Here is a 16,304-nt window from a genome sequence, read left to right as displayed (position 1 = left end):
AAGGAGAATTTTGAATATGAGTATTTCGGAAGGCGAGGGGAGAAACTTTATTAGAGTTTTTCTTTCTACCTTAATTATTTTATTTTCTACAGTTAAAATTGAGGTATTTGCAAACTCTTTATATGCAGAAAAGGGAGAGTTTGAATATGTTTTTGAAGGGGTAAGTTGTATGGCAAATATTTATGTTGAGGCCTATGAGTTATCCTTAAATAATAATGTAGTAGGTTATATAGATAATCCAGATACTGTAGAAGATGTTTTAAATGAAATCAAAGAAAAATATGTGAAAAAAGCTTCTGAAAGTGGAGTTTTAGTTAAAGAGGTAAATTTTGATACAAAAGTAGATTTAAAAAAGAATAGTGTTTTATCTCAAGATATAAATTCAGTTGATGAAATTTCATCTAAAATTCTGTTAAGTAATAAAATCCTAGATGAACCTTTAGTAGAAATAACTGTTGAAGCTGAAGTGGAAGAGATTGTTCCGATAGAGCCAGCTGTAGAGGTTATAAAAGTAGATAATAGGTACTTAGGTGATAATACTGTTGAAAATGGGAAAGCAGGAGAGAAAAAGATTAAAAAGAAAATGACCTTTATAAATGGAAAAGAAGAAAGTAGTGAAGTAATATCTGAATCAATTTTAAAAGGTGCAGAGAGTACTAAGGTTTACAAAGGAATAAAGGATCCTATTAACTCTAACATGACTTTTTTATCACATCCAACGAGAGGTGGCGTTATAACATCTGTTTTTGGAGAAAAAAGCAGAGGTGGGCATAGAGGAGTAGATATTGCTGTACCAAGTGGAACGCCTATAGAAGCGGCTTGTAATGGTGTAGTAAGCTTTGTAGGATATGATGATATATATGGAAACATGGTTATAATAAAACATGATGATAACACAGAAACATTATATGCGCATGCTAGTGAGATATTAACTGAATCGGGAAAAGAAGTGAAAAAAGGTGAGACTATTGCAAAAGTCGGTAGTACTGGAAGAAGTACTGGGCCTCACCTACATTTAGAATTGAGGTATAAAGGGAATCCTATTAATCCTATAGATTATATAAATTAATATTATATATTTTCTAATAGGAATGATAAATCAATGACTCCTTCTCCAACAGAATTCGAAGGAAGTTCATATTTATTGTTAGAAGCTATTTTTAATAATGAACATAAATCTTTATAGCTTAGTTCTGGCTTAGACTCTAAAAGTAGTGCACATACTCCAGATATGTAGGCGCAAGCTAAAGAAGTTCCTTGAAAAACGGTGTAGCTACTATCCAATTTATGAGGATATAGCTTTATGCCATTTTTCTCAGAGATATATTGCTTATCTGAGTTTAAGCACATTATATTGACGCAAGCGGCACAAAAATCTGGTTTTTTCAAATTAGAATTTCCAGAGGAAGAAAATTTAAAAGTTGTTGTTGGTGCCTTTGTAGAATCTATACCACCAACTGTTATACACCAAGGAGATAATGCTAAGCCCTGAATAGTGTTATCTCCTTCTATGCTTCCAGAGGGAACAATAGGAATAATATTTTTGCTAACAGCTAGTTTAAAAATATCATTAAAATAGTCTGAAATTCTAATATTATGGCTAGTAAGTTCAAATGGCAAGCATAAAACTCTTATAGGATTTTCTTCTTGATATATAAGAGTCTGAATAGCGAATAATATATCTGAGACATATCCTTTACCAGTAGCATCAAAAGCTTTAATGCAAGAAATTTTAGTGTTTTCTGCAATACCTTTAAAGACAAATTTAGAGGAATAACCACTACCACATATAATTCCACTTAGAGCTGTTCCATGACCGTTGTCATCATAAGGATAAGAATAGTTATTTAATAAATCTAAAAACATGTCTATTTTATTTTTAGGATTCAATAAATCTTGATGAGGATAAACACCACTATCAACTAATCCTATAGATATATTTTTGCCAGTAAAATTAAAAGACTTATTAGATGGAAGTCTATTTGCTGTTCCGATGCTAAGACCACAGAGGGTAGCATGATCATCAAAAGAAATAAATTCTATTTCAGGATATTCAATTAATCTATTAATAGCTTTTGGCGTAAGAATAGCGCAAATCAAATTTAATGATTCAATTTCTCTTACAATAGTACCTTTTAATTGAGGCATTTTCTTTACCATATCTTTCATAAACTTCTTACATTTGATTAGAACTCGATACTTAGTATAATAAGAGCGATTTATATAAATTTTTAGATTGCTATCCAATTTTTGTTTTAATGAAAACATAATAAATACTCCCATATTATTTATTATTTTATAATATATGAATGGGAGTATGATTTTGACAATGTATTAACTTTTCCATTTAAATATGATAATTCCTATTATCATTATTATAATTCCAAGATAGTTGTGTGCAGCAAATTTGATTTTTTCAGTATCGAAAAGAGCAAAGGCATCAATTATCCCTGCTGTTAGGAGTTGAGAAATTAAAATTATAGATATACCAAAGGTTGGTCCTAAACTTCCTACAGCAGCCATAACAGTATAGGTTATAACAACTCCAATAGCTCCGCCTAAGAGATATATTTTATTTACGGAGCGAATCTCAGAGTAGTTTCCACTTCTTAACATAAGCATAATTAATAGAGCTAAGACAAAAGCAGATCCTTGTACTATGGTGTTGGTTTCCCATACTCCTATTTTTTCTGAAACTCTTGTATTAAAAACTCCTTGGATACTCATAGCTGCACCTGAAATAATTGCTAAAATAATACCAAGCATAATAAATCACCTCAAGCTTAGTATTCCAAAATAAAAAAAAATAACTCTCTAAATTTTAGAGAGCTATCTTACAACAATCATTTTTGAAAAAAATTTCTTCTATTTGATTTATTGAAAAACCTAAACTTATTCCTAAGCTTATAAAATCTTCAAATAATGTTTTATAGTGATCAATAGATGGAGATATTATTAAGTCATTTACATCTATAAGTAAAGTTAAAAATTGATCGCTTAAACAATAATCATTTGGTTTAACTATTAGTGTTTTTAAGCAAGTATAATTTTTATTTAAGCCTATAGTAAGGATTTGTTTTAAACAATCGATGTATTTTTCTAAAACTAATTGTCTTGAAACTCTAGATTTATTATTATCATTCCAATAAATAAAACATTTTGTTTCATCTGCTAATTCGCTTATCTTAACTTGAAGTGCTAAGTACATTCTAGTAGTAACTTTATATGTACTTAAATTATTATCGATAACAAGTTCCTTGTTAAACTTATCTTGTTGAATAAAAAAATTATCTAACTCCATGAGTATATCCCCCTATCTTCTTAAGCAAAAAATGCTTACTAGTTAATTTTACAGAATCTTTTCACAATTGAAAAGATTAGAAAACGAATACAAGTCTAAAAAGTTACGAAATGTTTAATTTACAATTATTTTAACCTAAGGTAATTATATATATGCTATAAAAATGTTAATATAAATAAACATAATATAAATTATTTAGTAATTTCTTAGATCGTATGATTTTACAGGGATTTCTCTTTTGTTATTTTGAAATCTCCAAAGCTCTATTTTAGAAATTTTTAATATGTTTTTCTTAGAAGATTCTCTTAAATTAAAAACAGTAGGTTGTGCATTATTCTTTTTATGATGTTCTTTGAAGTTAGTGTTATTTATAGGAATATATAGAGGTGAATCTACACGTTCTCTAATATTAAAACCATGCAACTTTAACATGTCATTAAATAATCTATGCATTTTTTTTATATAACCTTTGTTTTCAATTTGTAAGTTTAGAGCTTTGTTAGTACTTTCATTAAATTCAACACTACCAGTTAACTCTATCCTAAATTTTTTATAAGGTTTAATTAGTTTAAGAACCACTTCGTCTAGCTTATCTAGATTAGGGTTATCAATTGTTTCAAGAGGAATGTGTAAACTTATATGATTTCTTGGTAATTTGTATTTTCTTAATAAGCCTCTTTGAAGTGATTCAAGGGATTTACAAGATTCCTCGTCAAACAATGCTACTAAATAATATTTCATAACAAAACCTCTCTTGAATATTAGTTTGTTCCAAATAAATACAAACTTTGTTATAAATTATAACATATAGAATTTTTAAAAAAAATAATAAGAGAGAAATTTCAGAATAAAAAGTATTTTTAGACAATATAGATTGGTTAAATTTTAAAAGTAATGAACAAAAAAAATCTTTAAATATTGGCTTATTATGATATAATGAAAATTATGAGTAATACTTTAAATTTCACTGTTTAGCCAGTTTAAATGTGGTTAGATGAAATTAAAAAATTAACTAAACAAGAATAAAAAAAGAAGAAAATGGTAATTGTATACATATAAAAAATTAGCAAGGGTGAATTGTATGAATAGATTAATTATAAATGGTGGTAAAGCTTTAAAGGGAGCCATAGATATAAACGGCGCTAAAAATGCGGCTGTAGCTATATTACCGGCGGCTATACTAGCTAGTAAAGGTGAATGTATTATTGATAATGTACCAGACATAGCTGACGTACATTGCTTAGAAAGAATAATTAAAGGATTAGGATGTAGTGTTGAAAAATTAGATAACAATACATTAAAAATAAATGCAGAAGATATAAAAACAGTTAATGCTTGTGGAAATGATGTAAGAAAAATGAGAGCTTCTTATTATTTTATAGGTGCACTTTTAGCACGTTTCAAAGAGGCTAAAGTTGAACTTCCAGGTGGATGTCCAATAGGAGTTAGACCTATTGACCAACATATAAAAGGATTTGAAGCATTAGGAGCTAAGGTTTCAATAGAGCATGGTGCTGTAAATATAATGGCTGAAAAATTAGTAGGAACAAATATATTCTTTGATGTTGTAAGTGTTGGGGCTACAATCAATCTTATGATAGCAGCAACATTAGCAGAAGGTACTACTGTATTAGAAAACTCAGCAAGAGAACCACATGTAGTTGACGTAGCAAACTTCTTAAATGCTATGGGTGCTAATGTTAAAGGTGCTGGAACAGATGTTATAAGAATTAAAGGTGTTAAAGAATTAAAAGGATGCAACTATAGCGTTGTTCCAGACCAAATAGAGGCTGGTACATTTATGATAGCAGCGGCAGCTACTAGAGGAGATGTAACAATCCAAAATGTTATACCAAAGCACTTAGAATCAATTTCAGCTAAGCTTTTAGAAATGGGAGCTAAAGTAGAAGAGGGAGACGATAGTGTTAGAGTTTATGTTGATGGAGAATTAAAAGGCGTAAATATTAAAACTGCTCCATATCCAGGATTCCCAACAGATGTACAACAACCAATGTGTACACTATTAGCCTCAGCTAAGGGTAGAAGTATAATAGTTGAGACTATATGGGAAAATAGACATAAGCATGTAGATGAACTTAAAAAAATGGGAGCTACTATAAAGGTTGAAGGAAGATCAGCGATTATAGATGGTGTAGATAAACTTACAGGAGCTGTTGTTAAGGCTACTGACCTAAGAGCAGGAGCGGCAATGGTTATTGCAGGTTTAATTTCTGATGGAGTTACAGAAATAACAAGCATTGAGCATATAGATAGAGGATATCCTCATATAGAAGAGAAGTTTAGAATGCTTGGTGCTGATATAATCAGAAAATAAGAACAAAAAAATGGGGGAAATATATGATTTTTTGCTCACTATACAGTGGAAGTAGTGGTAATAGCATATTAGTAGGATCAGAAAAGACAAAGATACTAGTAGATGCAGGATTATCAGGCAAGAAAATAATAGAAGGCTTACAAGCAGTAGGGCAAAATCCTAATGAGATTGATGGTATTTTCATAACCCATGAGCATAGTGACCATATAAAGGGTGCAGGTATATTATCAAGAAAATTTGATATACCTATATATGCAAATGAGCTTACATGGAAAGCCATGGAGAAATCCCTAGGAAAAATAAAAGAAGAGAATATAAAAATTATGCCTAAAAGAAGTACAATGAGTTTAAATGATTTAGACATAACATCATTTAATACTCCACATGATTCTGTGGCTTCTACAGGTTATACTATAAAGCACAAAGGCAAAAGTGCAAGTATTGCAACTGATATAGGAACATTTACAGAGGAAATATTAAGAAATATTAGAGAATCTGAAGTGATTTTATTAGAATCAAATCATGATGTTCAAATGGTTAAGTTTGGGCCATATCCTTATGATTTAAAAAGAAGGGTACTTAGTGAAATTGGACATTTATCTAACGAAGATTGTGGAAAAGCTATCGTTGACATTATGAAAACTGATAAATATAGAAAAATAATATTAGGTCATCTAAGCAATACTAATAATGTGCCAGAATTAGCTGAACAAGCTGTTATTAATGTGTTAAATGCACATAAAATTAATATAGGGAAAGATTTAGAGCTTAAGTTAGCAGATAGACATAAGCCAAGTAGTTATATAAGTTTTTAAGTAAGGGGAATTTATATGAAAAAAGGGATGATTTTATTAATTCTATCATCTTTTTTGTTAGTTGGATGTAACAATATAAAAGTAGACAAATTAGCAGCTAACAATAATGAGAGGGTAAAAACAATAGCTAATGATTTAATAGGTGATATTGATTTATCTTTATATTTTGATGGTACTAAGGATGAAGCACATCCTAAAATAGAACAACAAGAAATTCTTGTAGATGGTGATGAAATTCTAGGGCAATATTTAATTCAAGCACTTATTCAAGGTCCATCTCAGAAGGGAAGCTTAGCGCCTATATTACCTAAAGATACAAAGTTATTATCTTTTGATATAAAAGATGATATATCAATTATAAATTTAAGCAAAGAAGCTGTTGTTAGTATGAGCTTAGCCAAAGAACAAGCGGCTTTAGAGGGAATAACAGCGACAATAACTCAAATACCAAGTATTAATAAGATTAATATACTTGTTGATAATCAAATGATTAATTCGTTAGGTGGTAATTTTGATATTAGTAAACCTTTCTCAAAAGAAGATATACCTAATTTAAAGATAAGTAAGTAGGTTATTTTGTAAAAAAGTGTAAACAAATGATTTCGGATGTATTAAAAATATATATTTATATATTTATTAATTAGTAAAATATTGAAAAATATTGTCTAAATTATTATAATTTTGATATAGAGTTGATTAAAAAAGGAGAAGGAAGTATGAGTTTATATAAGCAATGGACAGACATGGTTGTAGAATATGTTAAGGTTAAGGGAGAAGCTGCATTTTGGAAAGAATATAGTGATGTAGAAACTAGAATATATAAAGATTTATTAGCTAATCATACAGAAGTTAAGAAAGCTACAATTGCTGATTTAGCAAAAGAATATGGTACAACAGAAGAATTCGTAATGGGATTTATAGATGGAATAAACGATAGTTTAAAAAATCCATATGATTTAGAGAAAGTTGAGAGCGATACAGAGTTAGCATTTGATATAGACTTCGAAAGCTTATACTACAATATGTTAGATGCAAAAGCAGATTACTTATTCAACTTACCTCAATGGGATTCTATATTCTCAGGAGAAAAGAGAAGAGAAATTCAATTCAGATACAGAGATTCAAAAACTGTAAGAAATGAAGAAGTTAAAATTGGAAGAAATGATCCTTGCCCATGTGGAAGCGGAAAGAAATATAAGAAATGTTGTGGAAAATAATCCCACTTTTTTAGATAGGTAGACTAAAGTCTGCCTATTTTTTTATATATTTTAACAGGTTTTATTGTGATATAATCTAGATATTAACTTATTTAAAGGTGGTTATATTATGGATAAGAATATGTTATGGCTAAGAGAATGTAGAATTAATAAAGTTATAAAAGCTTTAGAAGTCAATAGAATGAACGGATATCTAGTTAATTCAAAAGAAGAACTTATAAACAAGATTGAGGAGTTAACTAAGGCAGGCGATGTAGTAGCTTGTGGAGGTTCTATGTCACTATTTGAAGCTGGAGTTATAGAATACCTTAGAAGTGGAAGATATAAATTTTTAGATAGATACAAAGAGGGATTAAAACCGGAAGATACTAAAAAAATATTTAGAGAAACTTTCTCAGCTGATGTTTTTTTTACAAGTGCAAATGCAATCACTGAGAATGGAGAGATATACAACGTTGACGGTAATGGAAATAGAGTAGCAGCAATGCTTTATGGTCCAGATAAAGTTATAATTGTGGTTGGATATAATAAAATTGTGGGAGATTTAGATGAAGCAATAAAAAGAAATAGAATGATTTCGGCACCTGCTAATGCTAAGAGATTAGATAAGAAAACACCTTGTGCTAAGGTAGGATTTTGTATGGATTGTAAGAGTCCAGAAAAAATATGTAGAGAATACACTTTAATAAGAAGCCAAAGTAATCAAGATAGAATACATGTAATATTCTTAAACGAGGAATTAGGATATTAATTTTAGGCGTTATTTTAGATAAATGTTGATTTTTAGCCATATCTAGCTAAAAATCAACACTAGTTTAATATATAGTTTAATTTCAGAAAAAGTAAGAACATTTTAAAGTGTTCTTACTTTTTTTATTATAAATCTAAATTTAATAAATAATGATAATTTATAGATAATTATTATTAAATGTATTGCTTTGCAATTATTAAATTTAAAAAATAAATAAGGCCTTTTTATTAAGAAATTAATATTTATGAATTGTAAGTATAATATAATAGTATTATAATATGAACATAGTTCAGAAAAGGGGATAAAAGTAATGTCAAAAGAATTAATTATAGCAATCGTATTTATGAATTTAGCACTATTATTTTATAGTATAGGTGTTTGGTCTGAGAAAATACAAAAAACTTTAAAACCATGGCATTTAGCATTTTTCTATTTAGGTTTAATATGTGATACTACAGGAACTGGAGCGATGGAAAAAATAGCTGGTGGAATAAATTTAAGTTTCCACACAATTACTGGAGCAGCAGCTTTAATATTAATGTTAGTACATGCTGTTTGGGCTACTATAGTCCTTATTAAGAAAGATAGAAATATGATGACTAAGTTCCACAAATTTAGTATAGTGGTTTGGGTAATTTGGTTAATACCTTTCTTTACTGGAGCTGCAATGCATATGCTATAGAATTGAATTTTTCAAAAGGGAGTTTTTACTCTCTTTTTTATTTAATTTGAATTTATTTATTATATAGAAATAAGACTAAGGTTATGCAAAATATTAAGTTTGCATGGCCTTTTATTTTTAGAATAGTTCAAAGTTTTATGGTAATATTATTTGTAGTAATGCCTAGGAGGAGAAAATATGAATATAACAGTTATTTCAGTAGGGAAGTTAAAAGAAAAATACTTAAAACAAGCTATTGATGAGTATTCAAAGAGATTAAGTAGATATTGTAAATTAGAAATAATAGAACTTCCAGATGAGAAAACACCAGATAATGCATCTGAAAAAGAAGAACTTCAAATAAAAGAAAAAGAAGGTAAGTTAATACTTTCAAAGATAAAAGATAATATGCATGTTATTGCAATGGACTTAAAAGGAAATGAAATAACTTCTGAGAGGTTCTCAAAATATATAGAGAATTGTGGAGTAATGGGTAATTCAAACATTACTTTTGTAATAGGTGGAAGTCTTGGATTATCACAGGAAGTAATAAAAAGAGCAGATTATAAACTATGCTTTTCTAAAATGACATTTCCACATCAATTATTTAGAGTCATGCTTTTAGAGCAAATCTATAGAGCTTTTAGAATAATGAAGAATGAACCGTATCACAAGTAAGTGATACGGTTTTGTTATAGAAATTATAAGATAGTTTATAAGTAAATTGGACAAGAATTATGAAGATAGTAATGGATTATAAGAATATAACTATTTATAGGCGTAATGAAATAAAAGTAAATCAATTATTTAATAAATAAATTATAGGTTTCTTTTGAAAAATCCAATGAGTCTGATCTACCAATGCTACTATTTCCTCTAGTAATTAACACACATTTATTTATAAATTTTTACATATATTTGTGAAAGTTTGCAAAATATATCTTATGTATATAATTTTAAAAATAGAATACTAAAATTGAGGTGATTTTGTGAAATCGGTATGGAGTGAAAGTTGTAAATTTAGAAAAAGAAATGGTTTAAATAAAGATTTAAAAACTGATACTTTAATTATTGGCGCTGGAATAGCAGGAATATTAACGGCATATATGTTAAAACAAAATGGTAGAGATGTAATTTTAATTGATGCAGCTGAAATAGCAAGTGGAAATACGAAAAACACTACTGCAAAGATAACATCTCAACATGATTTAATCTACAATAAGTTAATATCAGAATTTGGAGAGGAAATGGCTAGTCAATATGCAAGAGCAAATGAACTTGCTATAAAAAAATATAAAGAAATTATTGAAGAAGGAGAGATAGACTGTGACTTTGAAGAGAAGTCAGCATATGTCTATTCTCGAGATGAAATAGATAGTCTTAGAGATGAGGTAGAGGCGGCTAGTAAGCTTGGTATTAATGTAGAGTTTGTAGAAAAGGCTAATCTTCCTTTTGAAATTAATGGAGCTGTTAAATTTAATAATCAGGCACAGTTTAATCCACTTAAATTTTTAAAAGATATTTCAAAGGATTTAGTTATCTATGAAAATACTAGAGCCTTAGAAATTAAAGAAAATTTAGTAGTTACAAATAGGGGAGATATAACCGCAAACAATATAGTAGTAGCAACACATTATCCAATAATGAATGCACCTGGATATTATTTTATGAAAATGCATCAAGAAAGATCCTATGTTATAGCTTTGGAAAATGTAAAAGATATTGATGGTATGTATATAGATGTTGATAAAAGTGGATACTCCTTTAGAACTTACAAAAATTTATTATTATTAGGGGGTATAAAGCAAAGAACAGGAGAAAATGAAGAAGGTGGAAGCTATGATGAACTAAGAAGGGTTGCAAAAGAATTATATCCAAAGTCAAAAGAAAAGTATCATTGGTCAGCTCAGGACTGTATGACTGTGGATGGAATACCTTACATAGGTAAATATTCTGATGAAACACCTAATATATATGTTGCCACAGGATTCAATAAATGGGGAATGACAAGTTCTATGGTGTCAGCTATGATAATATCAGATATGATATTAGAAAAAGAAAATGATTTTTCAGAAATATTTTCTCCAAAAAGATTTGAGTTATCGTCATCAATAAATAATATCGCTAATGATTTAATCACAACAGCTAAGAACTTTATTGCACAAAAAATATATATTCCAAGTAGTGATATAGAACATATTAAGAATGGTGAGGCTGGAATTGTTGAATATAATGGAGAGAAGGTCGGTGTTTATAAAGATAATGAGGGAAAAGAATTTATTGTATCAACAAAATGTGCTCATTTAGGGTGTCAACTAAGTTGGAATAAAGATGAATTAACCTGGGATTGTCCATGTCATGGATCAAGATTTGATTATAAAGGACGATTAATAGGAAGTCCAGCAACTAAAGACATTATAGATGATTAAATGTAATTAGATATTTAAATGAGTTAATACTAGAGTGAAAATAATAAAGGAGAACCTAGTCTATAAGGATAAGGTTCTTTTTTCTATTCACTTTATAACTAAATGGCAATATAGTATTATAATTTATAGACCATATAGATGTAAAAGGAGTAATAATATGAGTTATTGTTTTCAATGTGGAACTAAGTTAATAAATAAGCAATGTAACAATGAAGGAGAAATTCCATATTGCAGTAAATGTGAAATGTTTCATTTTCCTACCTTTAGCTCAGCCATAAGTGCAATTATTTTAAATCCTGATAAAAATAAAGTATTACTTATACAACAGTATGGACGAGTGGATAATATACTTGTAGCAGGATATATAAATAAAGGTGAAGATGCAGAACAGACTTTAGTGAGAGAAATAAAAGAAGAAACAGGTCTTAATGTTAAAGATTATCAATACATGAAGAGTAGGTATTTTGAAAAAACTAACACACTAATGTGTAATTTCATTTGTACAGTAGATAGTGAAGATTTAAGTAGAGTTAATGAGGAAATTGATAAGGCACAATGGTTTACTTTTAAAGATGCATTAGAGAATATTAAAAGTGAAAGTTTAGCAGAAGAATTTTTAATATATGCTTTTAAAAAAATGAATTACATATAATTTTATAAACATCAATCAAATAAATTAAGTTATATTAATTAGAAGCTTATATCTTTATTAATTAAAGATATAAGCTTTTTTATATTAAATAAAAATCCTTAAAAAGATATTTTTTTCAATATTATATAAAATAAAATGTAAAAAAATGGTATATAAAATTCCATAAAAAATAATAAGATTCAAAAGTAACATATTATTAATACATTATTAATGTTTAGTTGATGTTATAAGTAAATAAAAATATAAGAATAGAGGTATTACCACATAAGAATAATAATATAAATATTATTTAAGGGTATTGAAAAATATAGGGGAGGTTATTTAAATGATTAAAGGAATCATATTGCTATCAATATTTACAGTTATAGCATTAATTGTTGGAAAATTAGTTTCAAAGCTTAATTTACCATCTATACTTGGTTGGTTATTAACTGGTATGGTAATAGGTCCACATGCACTAAATTGGATGAATAGTAGCATAATGGATGCAGGTTGGTTTCATATTATAAGTAATGTTGGAGAAGTTTTAGTAGGTATGTTAATTGGTGCTGAGTTAATATTAGAAGAGCTTAAGAAGTCAGGAAAACAAATATTGACTATATGCTTTTTTGAAGGTATGACAGCGTTTGTAGTTGTTACAGTGGCGTTTTTAATATTTGCGGATATTCCAATATCTATAGCTTTAATATTTGGAGCAATTGCGTTAGCAACAGCACCAGCACCATCTTTGTCAATAGTTAAGGAGTATAATGCTAAGGGGCCAGTTTCAAAGACCTTAATACCTCTTGCGGCATTAGATGATGTGTTAGCACTAATTGTATTCTTCTTAGTTATAGGTGTAGTTTCAGGAAGTATGACCGGAGAATCGGTAAATATTATTTCTATATTAATGATGATAATATTGCCATTAGGTATTGGAGCATTTACAGGTATTATAGGAGCTAAAATATTACAAAGTAAAAAATCTAAAGAAGTAGATGACTCAGATGAAGCAAAAAATAAAATTTTACCTGATAAAAGTTCTAAGTTAGAAGTTTTATTGAAGCTCGCATTTCTTATAGGCATTACAGTTATTATTGGAAGATATGTAAATGATAATATACTATCAATAAACTTATTACTGTCTGGTATATCTTTCTTCGCTATTATTGTAAATAAAGTTGAAAAAGAAAGATTAAATGAGATAATGGAGCTTTTTAATCCTATAATAGGCATAGGTTTAGTTGTAATGGTAATAAATTTAGGAGCACCATTAGATTATAATTTAATATTTGGTGCTGGATTGCTTACTGTGATATATATAGTATCTCGTGGAATCGGTAAGATAGTAGGTTCTTATACAGGTGGTAAGTTAGTAAAAGCTGATGATAAAGTATGTAAATATTTGGGTTTATCTCTTTTACCTCACTCAGGAGTATCTCTTATATTTACAGGAATTGCAGTCGAGGCATTATTACCATTTGAGCCAGAATACGCTATGATGATACAAGGAACTATTGCAGCGGCAGCGGTTATAAATGAGATTATAGCAGTGTTTTTAGCTAAACAAGCATTTAAAATGTCTGGAGAAATTGAAGTAAAAGAAAAGGTTAATACAAAAAATTTAAATACCTAGGAAATAAGTATATAATAAGTATATAATAACTAGATATAAAAGTAGAGGTTTAAAGCTACTTTTATATCTTTTTTATTTTATAATCCAATCTTCTTTGCATCTATATTACTTTCATTAATTTTATGTTCTTTAATCATATTATTAAAGATATTTTTTGACCATTGATTTTGTATTTCGTGACCATTAGCTGAAAAACAAAAAAATATTATAGAGAATATTATTTCATATAGTGGTCAACATATAAGTGTAAATAAAATAAGTAATCACATAAACATGTATTACTTATTTTACAATTAATATCTAATTATTCAATCAATACTTGGAAATTAGATATAACTTTATGGATTAAGTTAAAATAATAATTTAAAAAGTGTTTTGTAAAAAACATAATTTTATCAAAGGAGGAAATCTTATGGGAAACGAAAATAATAAAAAAGGTGAAGGTAGCATATTAAAATGGATAGGAAGATTCATTTTAGTTGCAATAGTTTTATTAGTAACATCATTTGTAACTCCAGGTTTTTCAATAAAAGGATTTTGGCCATTTTTAATAGCTGCTGTTATAATATCAGTGCTAGATTATTTAGTAGAACTATTTATGGGTGTTGATGCATCACCTTTTGGTAAAGGAATAAAAGGATTTATAATTGCTGCAATAATAATATACGTAACACAATTCTTAGTTCCAAGCATGAGTGTATCTATCATAGGTGCATTATTAGCTGCCGTAGTTATCGGTATTATAGATGCAATAATTCCTACTAAAGTTATGTAATTTTGAATATTTATATAACAAAATTGAGATTATTAAAAATTATAATTTATTAATTGCTGTTAACCAAGTTAACAGCAGTTTTTTTGTTTTTAAGATTTTATAATTAAGCACATAAAATCTTAAAAATTATACTTTAATATAAAAAATATAATTGGGGGAATCAAATTTAAAAGGCGAGAAAAAATAAAAAAAGTATTTGCAAATAAATTTAAGGGGGTACTTTATTATGGTAGATTTAATGATACTAAGTGGGCTAGTACTACTTATATGTATAATATCTAGTAAGATTTTTTATAAATGGGGCGTGCCTGTACTTTTAGTATTTATTATAATAGGAATGCTATTTGGATCTGATGGTATTGGTGGAATATATTTTGATAACTATAATATTACCTATTCTTTATCATCAATAGCCTTGGTATTTATAATGTTTTATGGTGGATTTTGTACTAAGTGGAAAAAGGCAAAGGCTGTATCTGTACCTGCAATTATGCTGTCTACTATAGGAGTTGTAATAACAGCAGGACTTACAGGTTTATTTTGTCACTTTGTATTGAAAACAAGCATATTTGAAGGATTATTATTAGGCTGTATTGTTGCTTCTACAGATGCAGCTTCAGTTATGTCCATTTTGCGTTCAAGAAACTTAAAGTTAAAAAATAATATTGATACACTAGTAGAGTTTGAAAGTGGAAGTAACGATCCAACTGCATATATGCTAACAAGTGTTATGTTAATTTTTATTACCAGCAATGAATCAATAGGCGTTGGACTTGTTGGTATGATATTTAAACAAATAGTTTTTGGGGTAGTAGTTGGTTTACTTTTATCAAAGCTTGCAGTTTTTATATTAAGAAAAGTGGAATTTGAAATTGAGGGACTATATCCTATATTCACTGTAACAGTAGCTATTTTGGCTTATTCAATTAGCGAATTTTTAGGTGGAAATGGATACTTAAGTGTATTTATTGCTGGTATAGTAATGGGAAACTCTAAAATACCTCACAAGAATAGTTTAAATCAGTTCTTTGATGGACTATCATGGATAATGCAAATAATGTTATTTTTCATGTTAGGACTTTTAGCATTTCCATCACAACTTCCAAGTGTTGCATTTGAAGGAATAGCTATTTCAATATTTTTAATATTAGTAGGAAGGCCGATAGCTGTATTTGCAATATTAAGTTGGTTTAAGGTTCCAATAAAAGAGCAAGTATTCATATCTTGGGTTGGGCTTAGAGGAGCAGCTTCATTAGTTTTTGCTATATATGCAATAACTAGGACTTCGGCAATTGAAAATGATATTTTTCATATTATATTCTTTATTGCATTATTCTCAGTAGCAATTCAGGGAACATTAATACCTTGGTTTGCAAAGAAGTTAGATTTAATATGCCATGAAGAGGATGAAGATGAAAATAAAGAGAAGCTTAGAAATAAGATAAAAGATTATATATTTGAGGTCAAAGTTGGAGAGAACAATAAGATTGTAAATAAAGCTATAATGGATTCAGAAATTCCAGATGAAATTTTGATTGTTATGATAAAAAGAGGAAATAAGGTTGTTATTCCAAAAGGATTTACCATTATTGAACCTAGTGACACATTGGTTTTAACAAGTGAAAATAGTGAGATTATGAACAAATTTTTAGATGAAATAAAATAAGATAAAATTTATTACTATATAGAAAGGGATGATTAATCATCCTTTTTTATATTAATATTTAACCTATGTGATGTTATAATATTAGGG

17 protein-coding genes are annotated in these 16,304 nt (G+C 28.3%); 13 read left to right on the top strand and 4 right to left on the bottom strand.

Annotated features, from left to right (window positions below; genetic code table 11):
- Positions 1-16: 16 nt before the first annotated feature.
- Complete coding sequence (locus AC2JAQ_RS15690) at positions 17-1,069, top strand: M23 family metallopeptidase (protein WP_488457213.1); 1,053 nt, start codon at positions 17-19, stop codon at positions 1,067-1,069.
- Between the two features lie 2 nt (positions 1,070-1,071).
- Here AC2JAQ_RS15690 and AC2JAQ_RS15685 read toward each other — a convergent pair whose 3' ends face one another.
- From AC2JAQ_RS15685 to AC2JAQ_RS15670, 4 genes are all read right to left on the bottom strand, one after another.
- Positions 1,072-2,268 carry a S8 family serine peptidase gene (locus AC2JAQ_RS15685; RefSeq protein ID WP_488457212.1) on the bottom strand — a complete coding sequence of 399 codons (1,197 nt, stop codon included), beginning with the start codon at positions 2,266-2,268 and terminating at the stop codon, positions 1,072-1,074.
- A gap of 66 nt (positions 2,269-2,334) precedes the next feature.
- Entirely contained in the window at positions 2,335-2,766 is a 432-nt protein-coding gene (locus tag AC2JAQ_RS15680) for a DMT family transporter (RefSeq protein ID WP_488457211.1), read from the bottom strand.
- A 55-nt stretch (positions 2,767-2,821) separates the two neighbouring features.
- Positions 2,822-3,301 (bottom strand): dUTP diphosphatase, encoded by a 480-nt coding sequence (locus AC2JAQ_RS15675; RefSeq protein ID WP_488457210.1) that lies wholly within the window; start codon positions 3,299-3,301, stop codon positions 2,822-2,824.
- Between the two features lie 195 nt (positions 3,302-3,496).
- Positions 3,497-4,042, bottom strand: a complete 546-nt coding sequence (locus AC2JAQ_RS15670) for a 2'-5' RNA ligase family protein (protein ID WP_488457209.1) — start codon at positions 4,040-4,042, stop codon at positions 3,497-3,499.
- Positions 4,043-4,382: 340 nt separating this feature from the next.
- On the opposite strand from AC2JAQ_RS15670, the gene murA reads away from it, so the two are divergent.
- The 12 genes from murA (at position 4,383) to AC2JAQ_RS15610 (ending at position 16,217) form a co-directional block, all read left to right on the top strand.
- Entirely contained in the window at positions 4,383-5,636 is a 1,254-nt protein-coding gene (gene murA, locus AC2JAQ_RS15665) for a UDP-N-acetylglucosamine 1-carboxyvinyltransferase (protein WP_488457208.1), read from the top strand.
- 23 nt (positions 5,637-5,659) lie between these two features.
- Positions 5,660-6,451, top strand: a complete 792-nt coding sequence (locus AC2JAQ_RS15660; RefSeq protein ID WP_488457207.1) for an MBL fold metallo-hydrolase — start codon at positions 5,660-5,662, stop codon at positions 6,449-6,451.
- 15 nt (positions 6,452-6,466) lie between these two features.
- Positions 6,467-7,021 carry a GerMN domain-containing protein gene (locus tag AC2JAQ_RS15655; RefSeq protein ID WP_488457206.1) on the top strand — a complete coding sequence of 185 codons (555 nt, stop codon included), beginning with the start codon at positions 6,467-6,469 and terminating at the stop codon, positions 7,019-7,021.
- Positions 7,022-7,167: 146 nt separating this feature from the next.
- Positions 7,168-7,668, top strand: a complete 501-nt coding sequence (locus tag AC2JAQ_RS15650; protein ID WP_488457205.1) for an SEC-C metal-binding domain-containing protein — start codon at positions 7,168-7,170, stop codon at positions 7,666-7,668.
- A gap of 109 nt (positions 7,669-7,777) precedes the next feature.
- Positions 7,778-8,419 carry a lactate utilization protein gene (locus AC2JAQ_RS15645; RefSeq protein WP_488457204.1) on the top strand — a complete coding sequence of 214 codons (642 nt, stop codon included), beginning with the start codon at positions 7,778-7,780 and terminating at the stop codon, positions 8,417-8,419.
- A gap of 310 nt (positions 8,420-8,729) precedes the next feature.
- Positions 8,730-9,101 (top strand): HsmA family protein, encoded by a 372-nt coding sequence (locus tag AC2JAQ_RS15640; RefSeq protein ID WP_488457203.1) that lies wholly within the window; start codon positions 8,730-8,732, stop codon positions 9,099-9,101.
- Positions 9,102-9,278: 177 nt separating this feature from the next.
- Positions 9,279-9,758, top strand: coding sequence for a 23S rRNA (pseudouridine(1915)-N(3))-methyltransferase RlmH (gene rlmH / locus AC2JAQ_RS15635; RefSeq protein WP_488457202.1), 480 nt, complete (start codon positions 9,279-9,281; stop codon positions 9,756-9,758).
- Positions 9,759-10,069: 311 nt separating this feature from the next.
- Entirely contained in the window at positions 10,070-11,509 is a 1,440-nt protein-coding gene (locus AC2JAQ_RS15630) for an FAD-dependent oxidoreductase (RefSeq protein ID WP_488457201.1), read from the top strand.
- Between the two features lie 157 nt (positions 11,510-11,666).
- Positions 11,667-12,161 carry an NAD(+) diphosphatase gene (locus AC2JAQ_RS15625; RefSeq protein ID WP_488457200.1) on the top strand — a complete coding sequence of 165 codons (495 nt, stop codon included), beginning with the start codon at positions 11,667-11,669 and terminating at the stop codon, positions 12,159-12,161.
- Between the two features lie 325 nt (positions 12,162-12,486).
- Entirely contained in the window at positions 12,487-13,776 is a 1,290-nt protein-coding gene (locus tag AC2JAQ_RS15620; protein ID WP_488457199.1) for a cation:proton antiporter, read from the top strand.
- 412 nt (positions 13,777-14,188) lie between these two features.
- On the top strand, positions 14,189-14,551 hold the full coding sequence (locus AC2JAQ_RS15615) for a phage holin family protein (RefSeq protein WP_488457198.1): 363 nt from the start codon (positions 14,189-14,191) through the stop codon (positions 14,549-14,551).
- A gap of 226 nt (positions 14,552-14,777) precedes the next feature.
- On the top strand, positions 14,778-16,217 hold the full coding sequence (locus tag AC2JAQ_RS15610) for a potassium/proton antiporter (RefSeq protein ID WP_488457197.1): 1,440 nt from the start codon (positions 14,778-14,780) through the stop codon (positions 16,215-16,217).
- Positions 16,218-16,304: the final 87 nt, after the last annotated feature.

The organism is Clostridium sp. LIBA-8553, assembly GCF_057782465.1.
The sequence above is the reverse complement of the archived record's forward strand: the minus strand, read 5'-3'. Positions and strand labels throughout refer to the sequence as shown.